This window comes from Acidovorax sp. Root217 (assembly GCF_001428645.1).
GTDB lineage: Bacteria > Pseudomonadota > Gammaproteobacteria > Burkholderiales > Burkholderiaceae_C > Acidovorax.
The window spans coordinates 409,326-427,438 of sequence record NZ_LMIH01000041.1 but is presented as its reverse complement, the minus strand read 5'-3'; the positions used below and the strand labels follow the sequence as shown (position 1 = coordinate 427,438).

The window sequence follows — 18,113 nt, the reverse complement described above, 5'->3', positions numbered from 1 at the left end:
GCGCGTAAATTGAATCGATTGAATTTCCCCGATAGTCAATATTTATCGAAATGCCACAGCCATTGTCAAACAGCGTGCTAACTCAGAGACCGCGCGCCAGCGGCAGGCCTGGCGCGTCGAGCTGCGCCCGCAGGATGTGCCCGTGGGTCGAATCGGTGACAAACACCGTCTGCCCGCACTCCCCGCCAAAGGCCAGGTTGGTCGTCGACGCGCCCGCTGGCCCGCGCAGCACCAGCTCGGGCTCGGCCCGGTGGTTGAGCACCCACACATAGCCCAGGCCAGGATTGGCCACGAGCAGCCGGCCTTGGGCGTCCACGGCCAGCCCGTCCGGGCCGCTCGGGCCGTAGGAGGTGAAGAACTGTCCCACCTTGGCCACGCTGCCATCGGGCAGCAGCGGTACGCGCCAGACGCAGTTGCCGCGCGTGGCGGCCAGGTAGAGCACGCGCCCGTCGGGCGACAAGGCCACGCCATTGGGGCTGGGCACATTGGCCAGCAGCAGATCGAGTTGGCCATTGGGGCGCAGGCGGTACAGGCGGCCGCTCGGGTCGTGCAGGCCGCTCTGCCCCTGGTCGGTGAAGTACAGGTTGCCCTCGGCATCGAACACCAGGTCGTTCACGCCCTTGAAGCGCTCGCTGTTGCGCCGCTCCAGATAGGGGGTGACCCGCCCGCTCGCCACGTCCAGGCGCATGAGGCCATTCTTGTAGTCGGTGATCAACAAAGTGCCGGCATCGAGGAACTTCATGCCGTTGGGCTCGCCGTCGTACTCCGCCACCAGGGTCCAGGCGCCTGCGGGGTCGATGCGCAGGATGCGGCCCCAGGGGATGTCGGTCACGTAGAGGTTGCCGGCAGCGTCGAACACCGGGCCTTCGAGAAACGAGTCGGTGATGGCACCTGCCCGGTTGGCATCGGCCCAGGCGCTGCGCTCGCGCCGGCGCAGCGACTCGGGCATGGCGGTGAAGAGTTCGAGGTCGCGCACTTGGGGGGCTTGCAGCAGAAACATGGGATGGCTTTCGTTGGCTCAGATCTTCACGCGGCAGGAAATCCGTACAGCCGCGCAGGGTTGTCCACCAGGATGCGGTCCATCGCAGCATCCGTCACGGCCCAGGCCTGCAGCAGGTCCACCAGATCGGCATCGTTCACGGTGCCGGGCGGCTCGGTGGTGTGCGGCCAGTCGCTGCCCCAGACCAGGCGCTCGGGCGCAGCATGCACCAGCGCGCGGCCCAGGGGCAGCGTATCGGCGTAACCCGGAGCCTGCACCATGGAGCGCATGTAGGCGCCGGAGAGTTTGACCCAGGTGTTGCCCCCGTCAAGCAGGCGTTGCAGCGTAGCCCAGGCCGGGGCCGATGGCCCCTCGGCCGGGTCGATGCGGCCCAGGTGGTCGATCACCAGCGGCACCGGCAAGGCCTGCAGTACCGCTTCGAGCGCCACGATCTGCTCCGGGTGCGCGAACACCTGGATGTGCCAGCCGCCGCAGTCCGCATGGCGCGCCAGCTTGCCCGCCAGGGTGGTCAGCATCTCTTCTGTTGTCATGCCCCAGGATTGGGGCGAGACGAAGTTCACACGCAGCCCGCGCACGCGCCGTGCGGCCAGGCGGCCCAGCTCCACATCGCTGACCTGCTGGTCCACCACGGCCACGCCGCGTGCGCTGTCGCCCAGTTGGTCCAGTGCATCCAGCGTGCAAGCGTTGTCGATGCCGTAGGTGGAGGGCGTGACCACGACCGTGCGCGCGGTGCCCAGGCGCTGCTGCAGCTGCCGGTAGGCTGCCACGGGTGCCTCGGGCGGTGTGCGCGGCCAGTGCGGCGACGGCGCAAAGCGCGTGTCGAAGATGTGCATGTGGCTGTCGCACGCCAGGGCGGGCAGCGCGCGCAACGGGCGGTTCAGGCCCAGCGAATGCGGCACGGGATACAGAAGGGGTGGCAGGCCCATGGCCGGTCAATCCAGCTTGATGCTGCCCTTGCGCACCACCTCGCCCCACTTGGTGTCTTCCTTCTTGAGGAAGGTGGCGAACTCGGCGGGTGTGGAGCCGACGGCCTGGGCGCCCATATCGGCCAGGCGCTGTTTCACCTCGTCCTCCTTCATCACGTCCTGCACTGCCTGGCGCAGCCTGGCGGCAATGGGCTCGGGCGTCCCGGCGGGCAGGAACATGCCGTTCCATTCAAAGGCCTCGTAGCCGGGGATCACCGTCTCGGCCACCGTGGGCACATCGGGCAGGCGCCTGGAGCGCTCGGGCGCCGACACGGCCAGTGCGCGCAACTTGCCGCCCGCTATGTGGGGATAGGTCGCGGCCACGGTGCCGAACATGAAGTCCACTTGGCCGGCCATCACGTCGGTGATGGCCGGGCCGCCGCTCTTGTAGGGCACATGCACCATGACCAGGTCGAGCTGCTGGCGCATCAGCTCCGCAGCCAGGCGCTGCACCGTGCCGCTGCCGCCCGAGGCGAAGTTGAGCTTGCCCGGAGCGGCCTTGGCCTTGGCGACCAGGTCGTTGATGTTCTTAAGCGGCGAGTCCGCCTTCACGATCAGCACGTTAGGTGCCAGCAGCACCAGCGACAGCGGCTGCAGCGCGTTGGCCGCATACGGCATCTTGGGGAACAGGTGCGGGTTGATGGAGTACGGCGTGGCGTCGTACAGCAGGGTATAGCCGTCGGCATTGGCCTTGGCCACGTAGCTGGCGCCGATGGTGCCGCTGGCACCGGCCTTGTTGTCCACGATCACGCTGGCGCTCAGCCTGGCGCCCAGGCGCGTGGCCAGCACGCGCGCCACGGCATCGGCCGCACCTCCCGGCGCATAGGGCACGACGATGGTGATGGGACGATCAGGGAACGCAGCATGGGCCATGCCGACGGCCAAGGCGCAGGCAGCGATCAGGGGTTTGAGAAAACGCAACATGTCATGTCTCCGATCATTCACTCAGCTTTGAGGTCCAGGTCCTTGGCTATCTGCGTGTAGGTGGCGACCTCGCGCTCGACCTGCGTGGCAAATGCCTTGCCGCAGGTGGAATCCGCATCCAGCCCCATGCCGCGCAGCTTCTCCACCGCCGCGGCGCTTTTCGCGAAATCTGCCGCCACGCGCTCCAGTTGCCGGGCCACGGCCTCGGGCACACCTGCAGGAGCCAGCACGCCGTACCAGGCATCGGCCGAGTAGTTGCCGCCACCGGCTTCGGCAAAGGTGGCGACATCGGGCAGCAGCGGAGAGCGCTTGGCCGATGCCACGGCCAGGGCCGCGAGCTTGCCGCTGCGGATCTGCGGCAGCACCGAGCCCAGGGTAGCGAACGAGCTGTCGAGCTGGCCGCCCATCAGGTCCGTCACCACCGGCGCAGCGCCCTTGTAGGGAACGTGGTTGAGCTGCAGGCCATTGGCCCGGGCGAACATCTCGGTGGCGAAGTGGCCTGAACTGCCCACGCCCGCTGTGCCAGCCGTAGTGCGGCCCGGCTCCCTGCGCACACGCGCCAGATAGTCGGCCAGCGATTTCACCGGCAGGCCCGGCCCCACCACCAGCACGGTGGGGCTGGTGGCTAACGTGCACAGTGGCTTGAACGACTTCACCGCATCGAACTTCACCCGGTTGCTGTACAGCCCCGGGATCATCGTGTGGTTGGTGGCACCGAACAGCAGCGTGTAGCCATCGGCCGGTGCGCTGGCCACCGCCTGCGCGGCCAAGATGGTGTTGGCGCCCGGTTTGTTGTCGATGACGAAGGGCTGGCCCAGCGCACGGCTGGCGTGGTCGGCAAAGGCCCGCGCCACCACGTCGGTAGGGCCCCCCGCCGCAAAGCCCACCACCAGCTTCACCGGCTTGGACGGATAGCCGGCGGCCTGTGCGAAGCAGGTGGCGGATGCCAGGGTCAAAGTGGCCAGCATCGCCTTTCTCGCGAGCGCTGGAAGTCGTATGTGCCTGTTCATTGCTTGTGTCTCCTCATCGTGATCCTGTGGATGTACCGCCCCTGCTCCCTCACGCGGCCGCTGGGGCAGGGGTGCGCGCCAGGACCTGCAGCAGGTTCTTCGCCGCGCCCACGCCCATGTTCACGTAGGCATCGCTGGTCACGCCGCCGATGTGCGGGGAGAGGATGAAATTCGCCTCGCCCTGGAAGGGGTGGCCGGCGACCATGGGCTCGACCGCAAAGCTGTCCAGCCCCGCAGCCATCACCTGACCGCTGCGCACAGCCGAAAGCAAGGCCGGCTCGTCGATGAGGCCGCCGCGCGCGGTATTCACCACGATCACGCCGCGCCTGCACTGCGCCAACGTCGCCGCGCTGAGCATGCCCCGGTTCTCGTCAGTCAGCGGGCAGTGCAGCGAGATGGCGTCGGACTCGCGCCAGAGGGTCGCCAGGTTCACGCTCTCGATATACGCTGGCAGGTTCTTGGCGAAGGGGTCGAAGCCGAGCACGCGCATGCCCAGCGCATCGGCCATCTTCGCAAAGCGCAGGCCGATGGCGCCCAGGCCGACCACGCCCACGGTGCGGCCGCCGAGTTCCAGGCTCTTGTGCGTGGCCTTGTCCCAGTGACCGGCATGCATGCGGGCATCGAGCGCCACCACCGACTTGGCGCAGGCCAGCAGCAATGCCAGCGCCTGCTCGGCCACGGCCGCGGCATTGGCGCCGACGGCGGCCACCACCTCGATGCCGCGCGCCTTTGCGGCCACCTTGTCGATGGTGTCGGTGCCGCTGCCATGCTTGGAGATGACCTTGAGCGAGGGCGCGGCATCCATCACCGCCGCACTGACCTTGCCGTAGCGCACGATGATGGCCACGGGGTCGTGCGTGCGGCACAGGGCCACCAGGTCGTCCTCGGTGGGCGCCTTGCCGGCGTAGACGATGTGGAAGTCTTCCAGCAGGGCCAGGGCCTGCGCGGCCAGGTCGGCGCCCGTCACGATGAGGGTCGGGCGGCTCACAGCGATTCCCCTTCCTTGAGAACGCCGGCTGCGCGCAAGGCGGCGGGCAGCCACTTCGATGCCGTGTCGCCGCGGGCGATGGCCTCGATGCGGGCGGCCTCGTCGGCCACCTTCTTGTCGGCCAGGGCCATCATGGCGGGGGCCTTGGCGCGCTCGATCACCACCACGCCGTCGGCATCGCCCACGACCAGGTCGCCCGGGTGGACTGTGGCGCCGCCGGCCGAGATCGGGTGGTTGATGCGGCCAGGCACGTACTTGGTGGGGCCGGCGGGGTTGAAGCCGGCGCTGAAGACGGGGAAGCCCAGGTCCAGCAGTTCGAGCTTGTCACGGATCGCGCCGTCGACGACCACGCCGGCCAACCCCAGCTTCTTGCAGGCGCTGAGCATCAGCGTACCCATCAGCGCGGCGGTCTGGTCGCCCTTGCCGTCGATTACCAGCACGTCGCCGGGCTGGGCCAGGGCAATCGCGGCGTGGATCATGAGGTTGTCGCCGGGGCGCACCTCGACGGTGAAGGCCGGGCCTGCGACCCGCATGTCCTGGTGCACGGGCGCCACGCGGGCGTGCATCGTGCCGCGGCGGCCCGCCACGTCGGCGAGGATGGCAGCCTGGAAGGTGGCGGCTTTTTGGACGACCTCGGCGCTGACGCGTTCGATGTCACGGATGATTTCGGGAAGCTGGCTCATGGTGCGGTCCTTGTTGGGTTGGTAGTGCGGAGAAAAGTGCGGCGCCTGTCTGCGACCAAGGAACTACTCGGCGGTGATGTTCCCGTCCTTGATGACCTTGGCCCACTTGGCGGAGTCGGCCTTCTGCAGGTCGCCGAGCTGGCGCGGCGTGCCGCCCACCAGGGTCACGCCGAGCTTGTCGGCCAGGGCCACGACGGCAGGGTCCTTGAGGGCCTTGCCGATCTCATCGTTCAGGCGCTGCACAACGGGTGCGGGGGTTTTGGCGGGCGCGAACACGGCCTGCCACTGCTCGACGACGAAGTCCTTGAGCCCGGCCTCTCCCATGGTGGGCACGCTGGGCAGGGCCTTCAGGCGCTGGGCCGACGTGACCGCCAGCGCGCGCAGCTTGCCGGACTGCACATGGGGCAGCGCGGCGGCGGCCGGCGCAAACATGAACTGCACCTGTTCGGCCAGCGTGTCCTGCAGTGCCGGGGTGTCGCCCTTGTAGGGCACGTGAATGAAGCGCGTGCCGCTTTGCTGCTGCAGGAGCTCGCCCTGCATCTGCAGGATGGTGCCGTTGCCGCCCGAGGCGAAGGCGAGCTTGCCCGGCTGGGCCCGGGCCGCGGCCAGCAGATCGGCGACCGACTGGAACGGCTGTTTGGCCCCCACCACCAGGATGTGCGGAATGGTGCCGATGGTGATCACGGGCTCGAAGCCCGCGATGGGGTCGTAGGGCAGCTTGCCCATGAGGTGAGGCGCAATCGCCTGCGGGCCGATGGACGTGCCCAGCAGGGTATAGCCATCGGGCGCGGCCTTGGCCACGAAGGCGGCGCCGATGGTGCCCGTGGCGCCGGCCTTGTTGTCGACGATGACGTTGGTGCCCAGAGAGGACGCCACGCGCAACGCCAGGTTGCGGCCCAGCACGTCGGTGCTGCCGCCGGGCGGGTACGGCACGACCCAGGTGATGAGCTTGCCGGCGGGCCAGTCGCCCTGCGCGAACGCAGAGCCTGTGGCCAGCGTGGCAGCCAGGGCCGCAAGAACGCTGCGGCGGGAAGTGGAAATGGTCATGGCATGGGCCTCTTCAGGTCGTCGTCAAAAAAGGGGGATGCAGGAGTGGCTGCGGGCGCTGCGAAGCCGTAGAGCGCCTGCGGGTTGTCCACCAGCACGCCGCGCAGGGTCGCGCCGCTGTTCGGCACCTTGTCGATCCATTGCGCCAGGCGGTCCATCTGGCGCGCGTCGTCGGGCAGGGGCTGCACGCCGGCCGTGGCGGTGGCATGGGGCCAGTCGCTGCCCCAGAGCACGCGGTCGGGCGCACAGCGCAGGTAGCCCTGGGCCAGCGCGTCGAGGGCGGGGTCCTCCACCGTGTGCAGCGGGCTGACGATGTAGCCGCCGGAGAGCTTGATCCAGGCCTTGCCATCTGCCAGCAGCTGCAGCAGCAATGCGTGGGCGGCATGCGTGCCGGCTTGCGCAGGTGCGATGCGCCCGAAGTGGTCGAACACCAGTGGCACCGGCAGGCACCGCAGCACAGGGGCCAGCGACGCCAGCAGGTCGGGCGCCATCAGCAGTTGCAGGTGCCAGCCCAGCGGCGCGATGCGCGCGGCCAGCGGCTCCAGCAGATCGGCGCTGCCCGACACACCCAGCGAGAGGTTCAGGCGCACACCGCGCACACCCTGGATACTGAGTTGCTGCAAGGCTTCGTCGCTCTCGCTGCCGTCGATCACCGCGACCCCACGCGCCTGCTCACCCAGTGCGGCAAGCCCTTCGAGCATGCAGCGGTTGTCAGTGCCATAGGTCGATGGCGTGACCAGCACAGTGCGCGTGGTGCCGATACGCCGCTGCAATGGCCCATAGTCGCTGGCCAAGGCGTCGGGCGGCAGCAGCCGGGCACCGGGGGCCGGGGCAAAGCGGCTGTCGTACACATGCACGTGGCAGTCGCAGGCCCCGGCGGGTACGGCCACTGCGGGCTTTTCGGTGCCGGCCGAGAAAGGTACGGGCGTGACAAGGCAATCGCGGGTCATGGCGATGGTCCGGTGGGCGTGGGCTCAGCTGGGGGTCTGCAGGCTCAGTCGAGGCTTGCGCCGGAGTCCTTGACGATCTTTCCCCAGCGCGGCACCTCGGTGCGCAGCAACTGGCCGAACTGCTCGGACGTGCCGCCCATCACATCGCCGCCTTCGCTGCGCAGCTTGTCGGCCACGTCGGGCTGCTGCAGGGCCTGGTTGATGGCCTTGTTGAGCTGGGCCACGATGGGTGCGGGCGTGCCGGCCGGTGCCAGGATGCCGAACCAGGTCACGGCGTCGAAGCCCTTGTAGCCCGACTCGGCCAGCGTGGGCACGTCGGGCAGTTGGCTGGCACGCTTGGCCGAGGTGATGGCGATGACCTTGAGCTTGCCGTTGCGCACCTGGCCCAGCAGCGTGGGCACGGAGGACATGTACAGGTCGATCTGCCCGCCCACCAGGTCGGTCATGGCCTGGGCCGCGCCCTTGTAGGGGATGTGGCGCAGCTGGATGCCGGCAGCGTTCTCGGCCAACTCGCCGGCCAGGTGGGCTACGGTGCCGTTGCCTGAGTAACCCAGGGTGAGCGCATCGGGCTTGCCCTTGGCGGCAGCCACCACGTCGGCAAAGCTCTTGTAGGGCGAGTTGACGGGCGCGGCCATCACGATGGGCGAGGACGACACCAGCGCCACGGGCACCAGGTCCTTGAGCGGGTCGTAGGGCAGCTTGGGGTAGAGCGTGGGGTTGATGGCCAGGTTGCTGGTCTGGCCCATGACCAGCGTGTAGCCGTCGGGTGCGGATTTGGCTGCGGCGTCCACGCCCAGGTTGCCGCCCGCACCGGGGCGGTTGTCCACGATCACGTTCCACTTGTTCTGGTCGGTGAGCTTCTGGGCCACGGTGCGGGCGATCATGTCTGTGCCGCCGCCGGGCGGGAAGGGCACGATCAGGCGGATCGGCTTGCTGGGATAGGCTGCCTGCGCGAAAACCGTGCCGGCCGGCATGGCAGCGGCGGCGAGCCCGAGGAAGGCAGCGCACAGGTGTGCACCGGCAGAACGCGAAAGCGATGAAAGCACTGGCATGGATTTGTCTCCGTTGTGGTGGTTCGTCACGCCGGCCTGCAAGCCCGGCGCCGTGGATGCAACTTTACGCAGACGTTTCAACCCATACAATGCAGTTGCACCGTATGAAACGAATTGCGCCATGAGCAACACCCCTGAAATGCCCCCGGCCCCTGCTGTACCGCCCGCCGCCGATACCCCCGGCGGTGTCATCGCCGTCACCCGCGCGCTGCAGGTGCTGGAGGCGTTTGCGCTGGGCGAATCGAGCCTGCCCCTGGCCGAGCTGAGCCGGCGCTGCGGCCTGCACAAAACGACGGTGCTGCGCCTGGCGCGCACGCTGGCGCAGTCGGGCTTCATGGTGCAGCGCGAAGATGGCGACTGGCGCCTGGGCCCTGCTGCCGGCTGGCTGGGCGCACGTTACCAGGCGGGCTTTGACGTGCAGAACGTGCTGGAGCCCGCGCTGCGCGAGCTCACCCATGCCACGGGCGAGAGCGCCGCCTTCTACGTGCGCGAAGGCCAGGTGCGCACCTGCCTCGTGCGCGTGGAGGGGCCGCAGGCACTGCGCCACCATGCGCGCATGGGCGAAGGCCTGCCGCTGGACAAGGGCTCGCCCGGCCGCGTGATCCTGGCCTTCTCGGGCGAGCCGGGCAAGGCCTACGAAGCCATCCGCCAGAAGGGCTACCACTGGTCCATCGGCGAGCGTGAACAGGGCGTGGCGACAGTGTCGGCGCCGGTGTTCGGCATGCACTGGCGGCTGATGGGCTCGGTGTGCATCTCGGGCCCGGCTTCGCGCCTGCCGGCAGAAAAGCTCGAAGCCCTCGCGCAGACCGTGATGGCCGCCGCCACACAGCTGTCCTATGCGCTAGCGGGCAACACCGCAGCGCCCTCGCACAGTCCGGTACGCGCCACCCATTGGCATCCTTGAATCCCCGATACTGGTGCCCATCAGAAAAAACAAGGAGACCGACGTGACCCGCTACCCCGCCCCATCGCTCGACAGCCTGCCCGATGACATCCGCGCCCGCATCCTCGAAGTGCAGGAAAAGGCCGGCTTCGTGCCCAATGTGTTCCTGGGCTTTGCCCGCCGCCCGGCCGAATGGCGCGCATTCTTCGCCTACCACGACGCCCTGATGCTCAAGGAGGAAGGCAGCCTGACCAAGGGCGAGCGCGAGATGATCGTCACCACCACCAGCGCGGCCAACCAGTGTCTGTACTGCGTGGTGGCGCACGGCGCCATCCTGCGCATCTACGAGAAAAAGCCGCTCGTGGCCGACCAGGTGGCGGTGAACTACCGCAAGGCCGAGATCAGCCCGCGCCAGCGCGCCATGCTCGACTTTGCGATGAAGGTCTGCGAGCACTCGCACGAGATCGAAGATGCCGACTTCATCGCGCTGCATGCGCACGGCTTCGACGATGAGGACATCTGGGACATCGCGGCCATCACCGCCTTCTTCGGGCTCAGCAACCGCATGGCCAGCTTTGCCGGCATGCAGCCCAACCCCGAGTTCTACCTGATGGGCCGCGTGCCCAAGGCAAAACCTTCGGCTTGAAGCACGCCATGCACACGGGCATGTCCAGTCGTTCGATGGCAGTATGGTGGTGTGCGGCATTGGTTTGCCTGGCTGGCACCCATGCTGTTGCCAGCGGCTTTGCACCGGGCAACGGCACGCTGGATGCACAACCCCTGGCAGTGCAAGTCCCACCGGGCACGCTCTCGCCCCTGTCGAGCACCCAGCCGCCCCTGTTGCTGCTGCGCCAGGATGTCACCGGACCGACGTACTACCTGGCGGTGGGCCTGGGTGTGCCGCGCTACGGCATTGCCGACCTGCCCGGTGCCGGCGCCTGGCGCGTGGAGCCCGATGCCGACTGCGCCCGCCTGGTGCCCGTGGCACTCGACGAGGTCAAGCAGCCGGCCGTGCAGCCCGTCACCGTGCAGCAGAACGCCCTGCCCCTGCACTGCGCCGCAGCGTTCGAGGGCAGCTGCACCAGCCGTGACCAGCGCTTGCGCGTGGGCACCGCGTTCCTGGGAACCCGGCGCACGGCGCGCACGGGCGGCGGCTTCTTCGGTACCGAAGGGCAGATCACCAGCACCTTCTACACCGGCGTGCGCACACTCACCATCGAGCACCTGCCCTCCGGCCGCTACTGGCGCATGGACGAGGCACTGCAGGACTCGGCCGGGTACAGCGCGCCGCAGACGGCTATCCGCTACCTGCCGCAGTTGCAGCGGGTGCTGTTGCTTGGGCTGGGCAATGGCCCGGAAGGCCCGCAGGGTCGCTGCATCGCCCTGCCACCGGGCTGAACCAAGCCGCGGCAGCGCTCAGGCGAAGTTGCCTTGCGTTTCGGTGGGGCTTGTGCGCTGCACGAGCAGCGCCGTCGCAGCCTCCACGGGCATCGGCCGGGCATACAGATAGCCCTGCACCTCATCGCAGCCATGGTCCTTGAGGAAATCGCGCTGCTCGGGGGTTTCCACGCCTTCGGCGATCACGCGCAGCTTCAGGCTCTTGGCCATGGCGATGACGGCCGAGGCGATGGCCTCGGCTTCCTCGTTGCCGTGCCTGCCCAGGTCCAGGATGAAGGAGCGGTCGATCTTGAGCTTGCTCACCGGAAAGCGGCGCAGGTAGCTCAGGCTGGAGTAGCCCGTGCCGAAGTCGTCGATGGCGATCTGGATGCCCATGTCCACCAGTTGGCGCAGGATATCCACCGCTGCGTCCATGTTGGCCATCAGCGTGCCTTCCGTCAGTTCCATCTCCAGCGCACCGGCGGGCAGGTCGAACTCCGAAAGGACACGGCCCACCTCGTGCAGGAAGTCAGGCGCCTGGAACTGCACCGCTGAGAGGTTCACGGCAATGGGCAGGGGCACCAGCCCCTCGCCGCGCCAGCGTGACCAGATGTGCGCAGCCTCGCGCAGCACCCAGGCGCCGATTTCCGCGATCATCCCCGAGGATTCGGCAATCGGGATGAAGCGCGCCGGGGACACCGGGCCCCGCGTCCGGTGCGTCCAGCGCAGCAAGGCCTCCATGCCCACGGGCTGGCCATGCGCCAGCGTGAACTGGGGCTGCAGGTGCAGCTCGAGGTCACCGACATCGATGGCCTGGCGCAGGTCCACCGCGAGCAGCATGTCATCGTAGGCCGAGGCGTTCATCTCGGGCGCATACAGGCGCCAGGTGTTGCGCCCCTGGGCCTTGGCGATGCGCATGGCGGCTTCGACGTTGTGCAGCAGCTCCTCCGCAGTGCGCGCATGCTCGGGGCTGCTCGCAATGCCAATGCTGGCGGTGGGGGACACCGGGTGCTCCTGCGCGCCAAGGCGGATGGGCGGTGCCAGCAGCGCACGCACCTGGCTGATCAGCAGTGCATGGGTGACGGGGTTGCCCGCCAGCACCAGCATGAATTCATCGCCCCCATAGCGGTACAGGCCCTTGAGGTCCGCGCTGAGCCCCCGCAGGCGCTCGGCCACCTCGACCAGGAAAACATCGCCCTGCGCGTAGCCAAACGATTCGTTGACGCTCTTGAACCGGTCCAGATTGACCAGGGCCAGCGACAGACTGTTGTGGGGCGCTGCACTCTGGACATTCAGCGCAGCGATGTACTGCGGCAGGTCCTGCTCAAGCCTGGCGCGATTGGGCAGCCTGGTCACGGGGTCGTGCACCGCCAGGTACTCGGCCTGGCTTTCGGCCTGTTTGAGGCGGGTCAGGTCCGTGAACAGATCCACATGCTGCTCCACCTGGCCATCGGCACCGCGGTGCGCACAGACCAGCAGGCGCGCCGGGAAGACCGTACCGTCCTTTCGGCGGATGTTCATCTCGCCCTCCCAGAAATCCTCGGCCTTGAGGATGGCGCGCGCACGCTCGACCCCTGCAGGATCGAGCCCCGCATTGAGAATCACCGTGGGCTGCCCCCGCAGGTCTTCGAGCGTATAGCCCGTGATCTTCGTGAGGTGGGGATTGATCGAGACGACGCGCTTGTCACGGTCGCCGACCACGATGGCAGCAGCGGAGCGGTTGAAGAAGCTCGCGGCGACGCGCAGCTGAGTTTCCACCTCGGTCTGGCGCGTAACGTCACGGCCTATGCCCACATAGTAGCGCCGACCCTCCGACTCGAAGCAGCCGACAGTGCCTTCCAGCAGGAAGGTGCTGCCATCGGCGCGCAGCCGGGGGATGCGAACGTGGCGCGACTCGCCAGGCTGCATGGCCTCCAGGATGGCTGCCTGCTGCGCGGCCTGATCGGGCGGCCGAAGACGCTGGGCGTTCATGCCGATGAGCTGCTCGCGCGGATAGCCATACACGTTGACCGTCGCCTGGCTCACGTCGAGGATGGTACCGTCGTTGTCGGTCAGGAAAAAGATATCGGTCGAGTCACGCATCACCTGCTCATAGTGCCGGCGCAGCCCGGCCTCGCGCGCGGCGTGGCGGTGGTGTTCGCTGCGGCGCCAGGCTGCGTAGAGCAGCGAGCCGAAGAGGAGTAGAACCGCCACCCCGAGGACCAGGAGACTGCTGCGCGCTTGCACCGCTGCATACACCGCCTTCTCGGGCATCAGGCTGAGCACCATCCACGACGGCAGCAGGACGTTCTCGCGCCGAGCCATCACCGCCACGCCATGGCGGTTGGGCCCCTGCACCACGGAAACACCGGGCTCTGTCAGCAGGTACTCGACCACAGGCCCAGGCCCAAGAAGGGGCTGCAGCCCGGACCCGCTGGCCGGTGCAAGGATCTGCAGGCCCCGTGCATCGCGGTGCACCAGAATGGTCTCGCCACCCCAGTTCGGCAGCTTGGCCTTGGCCAGCGTATCCACCAGCCACTGGAGGTCCATTTCCATGTAAAGGACATGGCCCGTTCCCCGGGTGGTGTCGGCAATGCTGCGCGCCAGGGCCAGGCGCAGCCCTGCGCCATTCTCCGCAGGCAGTTCGATCCATCGCGGGTAGGCACCCGTTCCAGCCTGCGCCACGCGGCTGCGTTGCTGCGCGTCCAGAGGGGCTCCGCTGCTGAACACCGCCTTGTCCGTGCCGACATCGACGACCGCAATGCTCCGGTAGCCGTAGACGCGCCGGATGCCTTCGAGATGCTGCTGGATGAAGGGGGTGTACTCGGCGCGCTCTGCCTCGCCCTGCCACCAGTGGTCGAGCGCCTTGACCAGCAGGGGATTGGAGCCGATGGCCTCGGCATCGCCAGAGCGCTCCGTGAGCCAGGTGTCCAGTGAATGGGCCGACAGTTCGGAGGTGACCCGCAGGGTCTCGGATGCAATCTGTTCGGCAGCCCGCTGACCCTGCAAATGCAGGGCAATCCCCAGCGCAATGACGCCAGCCACAAAGGCCGCAAAGGCCAATGGCACCGCCCAGCCAGGCAGCCAGGCGCCAGGTTGCGCACCATCGCGCGCGGGACTGCTCTCTGTGGCCATGGCCGAAAACCCTCGTGACCGGGAAAAGCGGCGTGGCCAGGACGTCGCCAGCCTTCCCCCATTTCTTCAATGAACCCGTGCGACCCCCATCAGCCGCCCGAGCCCTGTGATCGGCCCATTTAGTCCGATTCACCCAGAGGTGTCAAGCGCCGCAAAATCAGTCCTGAACGATGGCCAGCATCCATTCCGGCAGGGCCACCGCCTTCTTCTGCGGAAAATCGACCCACATCGTGGTGGCACCGCCAGCGGCATAAACCACGCCCGGCCGGTCCACCCGCTCCATGGTGCCCCAGGTCTCGAAGGTGGTGCGGCCCGGGTCGCTCACGTAGAGCTTGAGCAGCACGTCGGCCGGGTACTCGAGCTGCTGGTAGAAGTTGCAAAAGGCGTTGACGATGACCGGCCCCTGCCCTGTGGGGTCGGGGTTGCAGCCCACCGACACCAGCCAGTCGATCCGCGCTGTTTCCAGGTAGCGAAAATACACGGTGTTGTTCACATGGCCCATGGCGTCCATGTCGCCCCAGCGCACGGGAAACCGCATCTCGTGCACCAGCTTCTTCTTTTCGGGGATTTCAATCTTCATCGGTGTGCCTTGATGGAAGCGAGGATGCCCAGAGTGAACAGCACCACGGCCGCCCACTGCGCGGGCGAGGGCCAGCGCCCATCCCACGCGAACGAATATACGAGAGCGAACAAAGTCTCGCTCACGATGAGCTGCCCGCACAGGCTGGCAGACAGGCGCTGGCTGGCGATGTTCCACAAAATGGTGGCCAGCCAGCTCGAACCAAAACCGAGCGCCAGGCACACGGCCACGAAGACGCCGAACGCCGGTTGCGCCGCCAGGGCGGGCAGGCTGGAGCCGCCCACCAGCCACAGCAGCAGGCCGCCCAGCCCCGTGGCCACGCCCAGCCAGTTGGCCCAGTCGGTGGCGCGCACCTCGGGGTGGCGCTTGAGCCATGCGGAATTGAGGATGGCGAAGGCCGTCCAGAACACCAGCGCCACCAGCGCGATGGCGATGCCGCGCCAGTAGCTGCCGGCGCCGGATGCCGCTGCATCGCCGTGCGGAACCTCGGCCATCAGCGCGAGGCCGGCCACGGTGAGCACCAGCCCGGGCACCAGTGCGGCCCAGCGCAGGCCCTGGGGCTTGCCCAGCAGCATGACCCAGACCGGAATGGTGCCGATGATCAGCGCCGGCATCTCGGCCCCCGCATCGCGGATCGCCCAGACCAGCAGCAGGTAGTAGCCCGTGAAGCCGAGCACGGACAGCCACAGTGCCGCCCAGGCCTGGGCCCAGGTAGGCCAGCGCGGGTTGCCCCGGAGGCCCCACAGCAGCATGCCCGCAGCCACCGCACCGTAGGCCACGAAGCGGCCCGCGGTCAGGTCCACCGAAGCAAACGTGCCCGCCATGTGTGGCGCCACGAACACCAGCCCCCAGAGCGCGCCAGCAGCGAGCCCGGCCAGGATTCCGGTCAGCATCGGCTCACACGGCGCGGCCTATACCGCAAAGCCATCGTCCGCCGCAATCACGGCGCCGTTGATGAAGTGGCTCTGGTCGCTGGCCAGCATGATGATCAGCGCATCGAGGTCCTCGGGGCTGCCCACGCGCTTGCGCGGCAGCATGTCGATGAGCTTGCGGCCCTGTTCGGTCTGCCAGTGGCGGTGGTTGATCTCGGTGTCGATGTAGCCCGGGCAGATGGCATTGGTGTTGATGCCGAAGCGCCCCCATTCCATGGCCATGGCCTTCGTCATCTGCACCACGGCGGCCTTGCTCATGCAGTAGGCGCCGATCTGCGGCAGCACCTTCAAGCCCGCCATCGAGGCGATGTTGATGATGCGCCCGCCCGTGAAGCTGCCCGGCGCCGCCCCGCGCGAGCGCGCCAGCATGCGCTTGCCGACCTCCTGCGCGACGAAGAAGGCGCCCTTGACGTTGGTGTCGAAGATGAAGTCGTAGTCCTGGGGCGTCACATCCTGCAGACGCTGGGTGGTGCTCACGCCCGAGTTGTTCACCAGGATGTCGATGGAGCCCATCTCGGTCTCGGCATGGGCCACCGCCGCCTTGATCGACATGTGGTCGGTCACGTCCAGTTCGATCACATGGGCGTCACCGCCCTCCCCCTCGATGCGGGCACGCAGCTCCTTGAGCTTTTCGACGCGGCGGCTGGCCAGCACCACCCCGGCTCCTGCGCGCGCGAGGGTCCGCGCGAACTGGGCGCCCAGCCCGCTGGACGCTCCGGTGATGAACGCCACGCGGCCGGATAGATCGATGCTGTATGCCATTTAGAGAGCCTCCACTGCAGAAAAAAGAACGGTCGTTCGTTTGTCCGAAATCCATGAATACAATCAGTCTCCAGGCAGACAGGAACCAGGGTCCTGTCCGAAGACAATCCACACGATATCAAACGCCCGACGAGAAACCCATGACGAACGAAGAAATCCTCGCCCAGTATGGTCCCCGTGAAGCAATGGAATACGACGTGGTCGTCGTGGGCGGCGGCCCCGGCGGCCTGGCCACCGCCATCCGGCTCAAGCAGATGGCAGCCATCCATGGCAAGGACATCTCCGTCGTGGTGCTCGAAAAAGGCTCCGAACCCGGCGCGCACATCCTCTCGGGCGCCATCATGGACCCCAAGGCCCTGACCGAGCTGATCCCCGACTGGAAGGCCAAGGGCGCGCCCCTGAACCAGCCCGTGACCGACGACGCGATGATGTTCCTGGGCGAGAACTCGGCCTTTCGCGTACCCAATGTATTTTTGCCGCACAACTTCCAGAACCACGGCAACTACGTGGTGCGCCTGGGCAATGTGGTCAAGTGGATGGGCGAGCAGGCCGAGGCCCTGGGCGTGGAGATCTTCCCGGGATTTCCGGCCGCCGAAGTGCTCTACAACGAGAACGGCTCCGTCAAGGGCGTGGCCACCGGCAACATGGGCATCGGCAAGGAAGGCGAGCCCACGGCCGACTTCCAGCTGGGCATGGAACTGCATGCCAAGTACACCATCTTCGCCGAGGGCTCGCGCGGCCACCTGGGCAAGCAGCTGATCTCGCGCTTCAAGCTCGACGCGCATTCCGACCCGCAAAGCTACGCCATCGGCATCAAGGAGCTGTGGGAAATCGACCCGGCGCGCCACCAGCCCGGCTTCGTCATGCACACCGCCGGCTGGCCCATGGAGAACGACACCTACGGTGGCGCCTTCCTGTACCACCTGGACGACAACAAGGTCACGCTGGGCTTCATCACCGGCCTGGGCTATTCCAACCCCTACCTCAGCCCGTTCGAGGAATTCCAGCGCTGGAAGACGCATGCCAACATCCGCTGGTACCTGGAGGGCGACGAGTCCAAGGGCATCAAGCCGGCCAAGCGCATCAGCTACGGCGCGCGCGCCATCACGGCCGGCGGCCTGCTGAGCCTGCCCAAGACCATCTTCCCCGGCGGCGCGCTGATCGGCTGCGATGCGGGCTATCTCAATGTAGGCCGCATCAAGGGCAGCCACGCCGCCATCAAGTCCGGCATGCTGGCCGCCGAGGCCGCCTACGATGCCGTGGTGACCGGGCGCCAGCACGATGAGCTGAGCGCCTACCCCGAGGCCTTCGAGAAGAGCTGGCTGCACACCGAGCTCAACAAGGACCGCAACTTCAAGAACTGGTTCAAGAAGGGCCTGGTCACCGCCACCATCATGAACGGCCTGGAGCAGTTCGTGCTCAAGGGCAACATCCCCTGGACGCTGCACCGCGACAAGCCCGACCATGTGCACCTGAAACCCGCGTCCGAGTGCAAGCCCATCATCTACCCCAAGCCCGATGGCAAGCTGACGTTTGACCGGCTCTCCAGCGTGTTCATCAGCAACACCAACCACGCCGAAAACCAGCCGGCCCACCTGACGCTCAAGGACGCGAGCGTGCCCGTGAACATCAACCTGGCCAAGTACGCCGGGCCCGAGGCGCGCTACTGCCCGGCCGCCGTGTACGAGTTCATCAAGACCGATGCGGGCGAGGACAAGCTGCAGATCAACGCGCAGAACTGCGTGCACTGCAAGACCTGCGACATCAAGGACCCCACGCAGAACATCGTCTGGGTGACGCCAGAAGGCGGCGGCGGCCCGAACTACTCGGGCATGTAAGAGCGGCC

Annotated in this window: 17 protein-coding genes; 4 read left to right on the top strand and 13 right to left on the bottom strand. The window is 67.5% G+C overall.

The features are described 5' to 3' along the window. Positions 1-82: 82 nt before the first annotated feature. The 9 genes from ASE31_RS28430 to ASE31_RS28390 all read right to left on the bottom strand — a co-directional run bounded on the left by ASE31_RS28430 (position 83) and on the right by ASE31_RS28390 (position 8,619). A complete protein-coding gene (locus ASE31_RS28430; protein ID WP_057206142.1) occupies positions 83-1,000 on the bottom strand; it encodes an SMP-30/gluconolactonase/LRE family protein in 918 nt (305 codons plus the stop codon). 26 nt (positions 1,001-1,026) lie between these two features. Further along, positions 1,027-1,926, bottom strand: a complete 900-nt coding sequence (locus tag ASE31_RS28425; protein ID WP_057206140.1) for an amidohydrolase — start codon at positions 1,924-1,926, stop codon at positions 1,027-1,029. 6 nt (positions 1,927-1,932) lie between these two features. Continuing rightward, positions 1,933-2,889 carry a tripartite tricarboxylate transporter substrate binding protein gene (locus ASE31_RS28420; protein ID WP_057206138.1) on the bottom strand — a complete coding sequence of 319 codons (957 nt, stop codon included), beginning with the start codon at positions 2,887-2,889 and terminating at the stop codon, positions 1,933-1,935. Between the two features lie 17 nt (positions 2,890-2,906). Beyond that, positions 2,907-3,899: a tripartite tricarboxylate transporter substrate binding protein gene (locus ASE31_RS28415; RefSeq protein ID WP_057206136.1), complete on the bottom strand. Its 993-nt coding sequence runs from the start codon at positions 3,897-3,899 to the stop codon at positions 2,907-2,909. A gap of 49 nt (positions 3,900-3,948) precedes the next feature. After that, positions 3,949-4,887 carry an NAD(P)-dependent oxidoreductase gene (locus ASE31_RS28410; RefSeq protein ID WP_057206134.1) on the bottom strand — a complete coding sequence of 313 codons (939 nt, stop codon included), beginning with the start codon at positions 4,885-4,887 and terminating at the stop codon, positions 3,949-3,951. Beyond that, positions 4,884-5,570 carry an RraA family protein gene (locus ASE31_RS28405; RefSeq protein WP_057206132.1) on the bottom strand — a complete coding sequence of 229 codons (687 nt, stop codon included), beginning with the start codon at positions 5,568-5,570 and terminating at the stop codon, positions 4,884-4,886. The genes ASE31_RS28410 and ASE31_RS28405 overlap by 4 nt, the downstream gene beginning before the upstream one ends. A gap of 63 nt (positions 5,571-5,633) precedes the next feature. Continuing rightward, complete coding sequence (locus ASE31_RS28400) at positions 5,634-6,617, bottom strand: tripartite tricarboxylate transporter substrate binding protein (RefSeq protein ID WP_057206130.1); 984 nt, start codon at positions 6,615-6,617, stop codon at positions 5,634-5,636. After that, positions 6,614-7,567: an amidohydrolase gene (locus tag ASE31_RS28395; RefSeq protein WP_057206128.1), complete on the bottom strand. Its 954-nt coding sequence runs from the start codon at positions 7,565-7,567 to the stop codon at positions 6,614-6,616. Before ASE31_RS28395 ends, ASE31_RS28400 begins: the two co-directional genes overlap by 4 nt. A 44-nt stretch (positions 7,568-7,611) precedes the next feature. Further along, positions 7,612-8,619 carry a tripartite tricarboxylate transporter substrate binding protein gene (locus tag ASE31_RS28390; protein ID WP_057206258.1) on the bottom strand — a complete coding sequence of 336 codons (1,008 nt, stop codon included), beginning with the start codon at positions 8,617-8,619 and terminating at the stop codon, positions 7,612-7,614. Between the two features lie 139 nt (positions 8,620-8,758). Between ASE31_RS28390 and ASE31_RS28385 the strand changes: the two genes are divergently transcribed. From ASE31_RS28385 to ASE31_RS28375, 3 genes are read left to right on the top strand one after another with little or no spacing between them, the layout of a single operon-like run. Continuing rightward, complete coding sequence (locus ASE31_RS28385; protein ID WP_200961180.1) at positions 8,759-9,523, top strand: IclR family transcriptional regulator; 765 nt, start codon at positions 8,759-8,761, stop codon at positions 9,521-9,523. A 43-nt stretch (positions 9,524-9,566) separates the two neighbouring features. After that, positions 9,567-10,148, top strand: coding sequence for a peroxidase-related enzyme (locus ASE31_RS28380; RefSeq protein ID WP_057206256.1), 582 nt, complete (start codon positions 9,567-9,569; stop codon positions 10,146-10,148). A 20-nt stretch (positions 10,149-10,168) separates the two neighbouring features. Then, positions 10,169-10,900 (top strand): hypothetical protein, encoded by a 732-nt coding sequence (locus tag ASE31_RS28375; protein ID WP_235514792.1) that lies wholly within the window; start codon positions 10,169-10,171, stop codon positions 10,898-10,900. A gap of 18 nt (positions 10,901-10,918) precedes the next feature. On the opposite strand, the gene ASE31_RS28370 is transcribed toward ASE31_RS28375, so the two are convergent. The 4 genes from ASE31_RS28370 to ASE31_RS28355 form a co-directional block, all read right to left on the bottom strand. Next, the gene (locus ASE31_RS28370) at positions 10,919-13,993 is read right to left on the bottom strand and encodes an EAL domain-containing protein (protein WP_057206123.1); all 3,075 of its coding nucleotides are present in this window, start codon (positions 13,991-13,993) and stop codon (positions 10,919-10,921) included. 157 nt (positions 13,994-14,150) lie between these two features. Beyond that, complete coding sequence (locus ASE31_RS28365) at positions 14,151-14,573, bottom strand: thioesterase family protein (protein WP_057206121.1); 423 nt, start codon at positions 14,571-14,573, stop codon at positions 14,151-14,153. Next, the gene (locus ASE31_RS28360) at positions 14,570-15,466 is read right to left on the bottom strand and encodes a DMT family transporter (protein WP_057206119.1); all 897 of its coding nucleotides are present in this window, start codon (positions 15,464-15,466) and stop codon (positions 14,570-14,572) included. Before ASE31_RS28360 ends, ASE31_RS28365 begins: the two co-directional genes overlap by 4 nt. 18 nt (positions 15,467-15,484) lie before the next feature. Further along, positions 15,485-16,267, bottom strand: coding sequence for an SDR family oxidoreductase (locus tag ASE31_RS28355; RefSeq protein ID WP_057206117.1), 783 nt, complete (start codon positions 16,265-16,267; stop codon positions 15,485-15,487). Positions 16,268-16,407: 140 nt separating this feature from the next. Here ASE31_RS28355 and ASE31_RS28350 point away from each other — a divergent pair, with 140 nt between their 5' ends. Further along, positions 16,408-18,105, top strand: a complete 1,698-nt coding sequence (locus ASE31_RS28350) for an electron transfer flavoprotein-ubiquinone oxidoreductase (protein WP_057206115.1) — start codon at positions 16,408-16,410, stop codon at positions 18,103-18,105. The last annotated feature ends 8 nt before the right edge of the window (positions 18,106-18,113 follow it).

Coding starts and splice junctions, on each gene's coding strand:
- ASE31_RS28430 (WP_057206142.1), bottom strand. CDS start 1,000: ATGTTTCTGCTGCAAGCCCCCCAAGTGCGCGACCTCGAACTCTTCACC.
- ASE31_RS28425 (WP_057206140.1), bottom strand. CDS start 1,926: ATGGGCCTGCCACCCCTTCTGTATCCCGTGCCGCATTCGCTGGGCCTG.
- ASE31_RS28420 (WP_057206138.1), bottom strand. CDS start 2,889: ATGTTGCGTTTTCTCAAACCCCTGATCGCTGCCTGCGCCTTGGCCGTC.
- ASE31_RS28415 (WP_057206136.1), bottom strand. CDS start 3,899: ATGAACAGGCACATACGACTTCCAGCGCTCGCGAGAAAGGCGATGCTG.
- ASE31_RS28405 (WP_057206132.1), bottom strand. CDS start 5,570: ATGAGCCAGCTTCCCGAAATCATCCGTGACATCGAACGCGTCAGCGCC.
- ASE31_RS28400 (WP_057206130.1), bottom strand. CDS start 6,617: ATGACCATTTCCACTTCCCGCCGCAGCGTTCTTGCGGCCCTGGCTGCC.
- ASE31_RS28395 (WP_057206128.1), bottom strand. CDS start 7,567: ATGACCCGCGATTGCCTTGTCACGCCCGTACCTTTCTCGGCCGGCACC.
- ASE31_RS28390 (WP_057206258.1), bottom strand. CDS start 8,619: ATGCCAGTGCTTTCATCGCTTTCGCGTTCTGCCGGTGCACACCTGTGC.
- ASE31_RS28385 (WP_200961180.1), top strand. CDS start 8,759: ATGCCCCCGGCCCCTGCTGTACCGCCCGCCGCCGATACCCCCGGCGGT.
- ASE31_RS28375 (WP_235514792.1), top strand. CDS start 10,169: ATGTCCAGTCGTTCGATGGCAGTATGGTGGTGTGCGGCATTGGTTTGC.
- ASE31_RS28370 (WP_057206123.1), bottom strand. CDS start 13,993: ATGGCCACAGAGAGCAGTCCCGCGCGCGATGGTGCGCAACCTGGCGCC.
- ASE31_RS28365 (WP_057206121.1), bottom strand. CDS start 14,573: ATGAAGATTGAAATCCCCGAAAAGAAGAAGCTGGTGCACGAGATGCGG.
- ASE31_RS28360 (WP_057206119.1), bottom strand. CDS start 15,466: ATGCTGACCGGAATCCTGGCCGGGCTCGCTGCTGGCGCGCTCTGGGGG.
- ASE31_RS28355 (WP_057206117.1), bottom strand. CDS start 16,267: ATGGCATACAGCATCGATCTATCCGGCCGCGTGGCGTTCATCACCGGA.
- ASE31_RS28350 (WP_057206115.1), top strand. CDS start 16,408: ATGACGAACGAAGAAATCCTCGCCCAGTATGGTCCCCGTGAAGCAATG.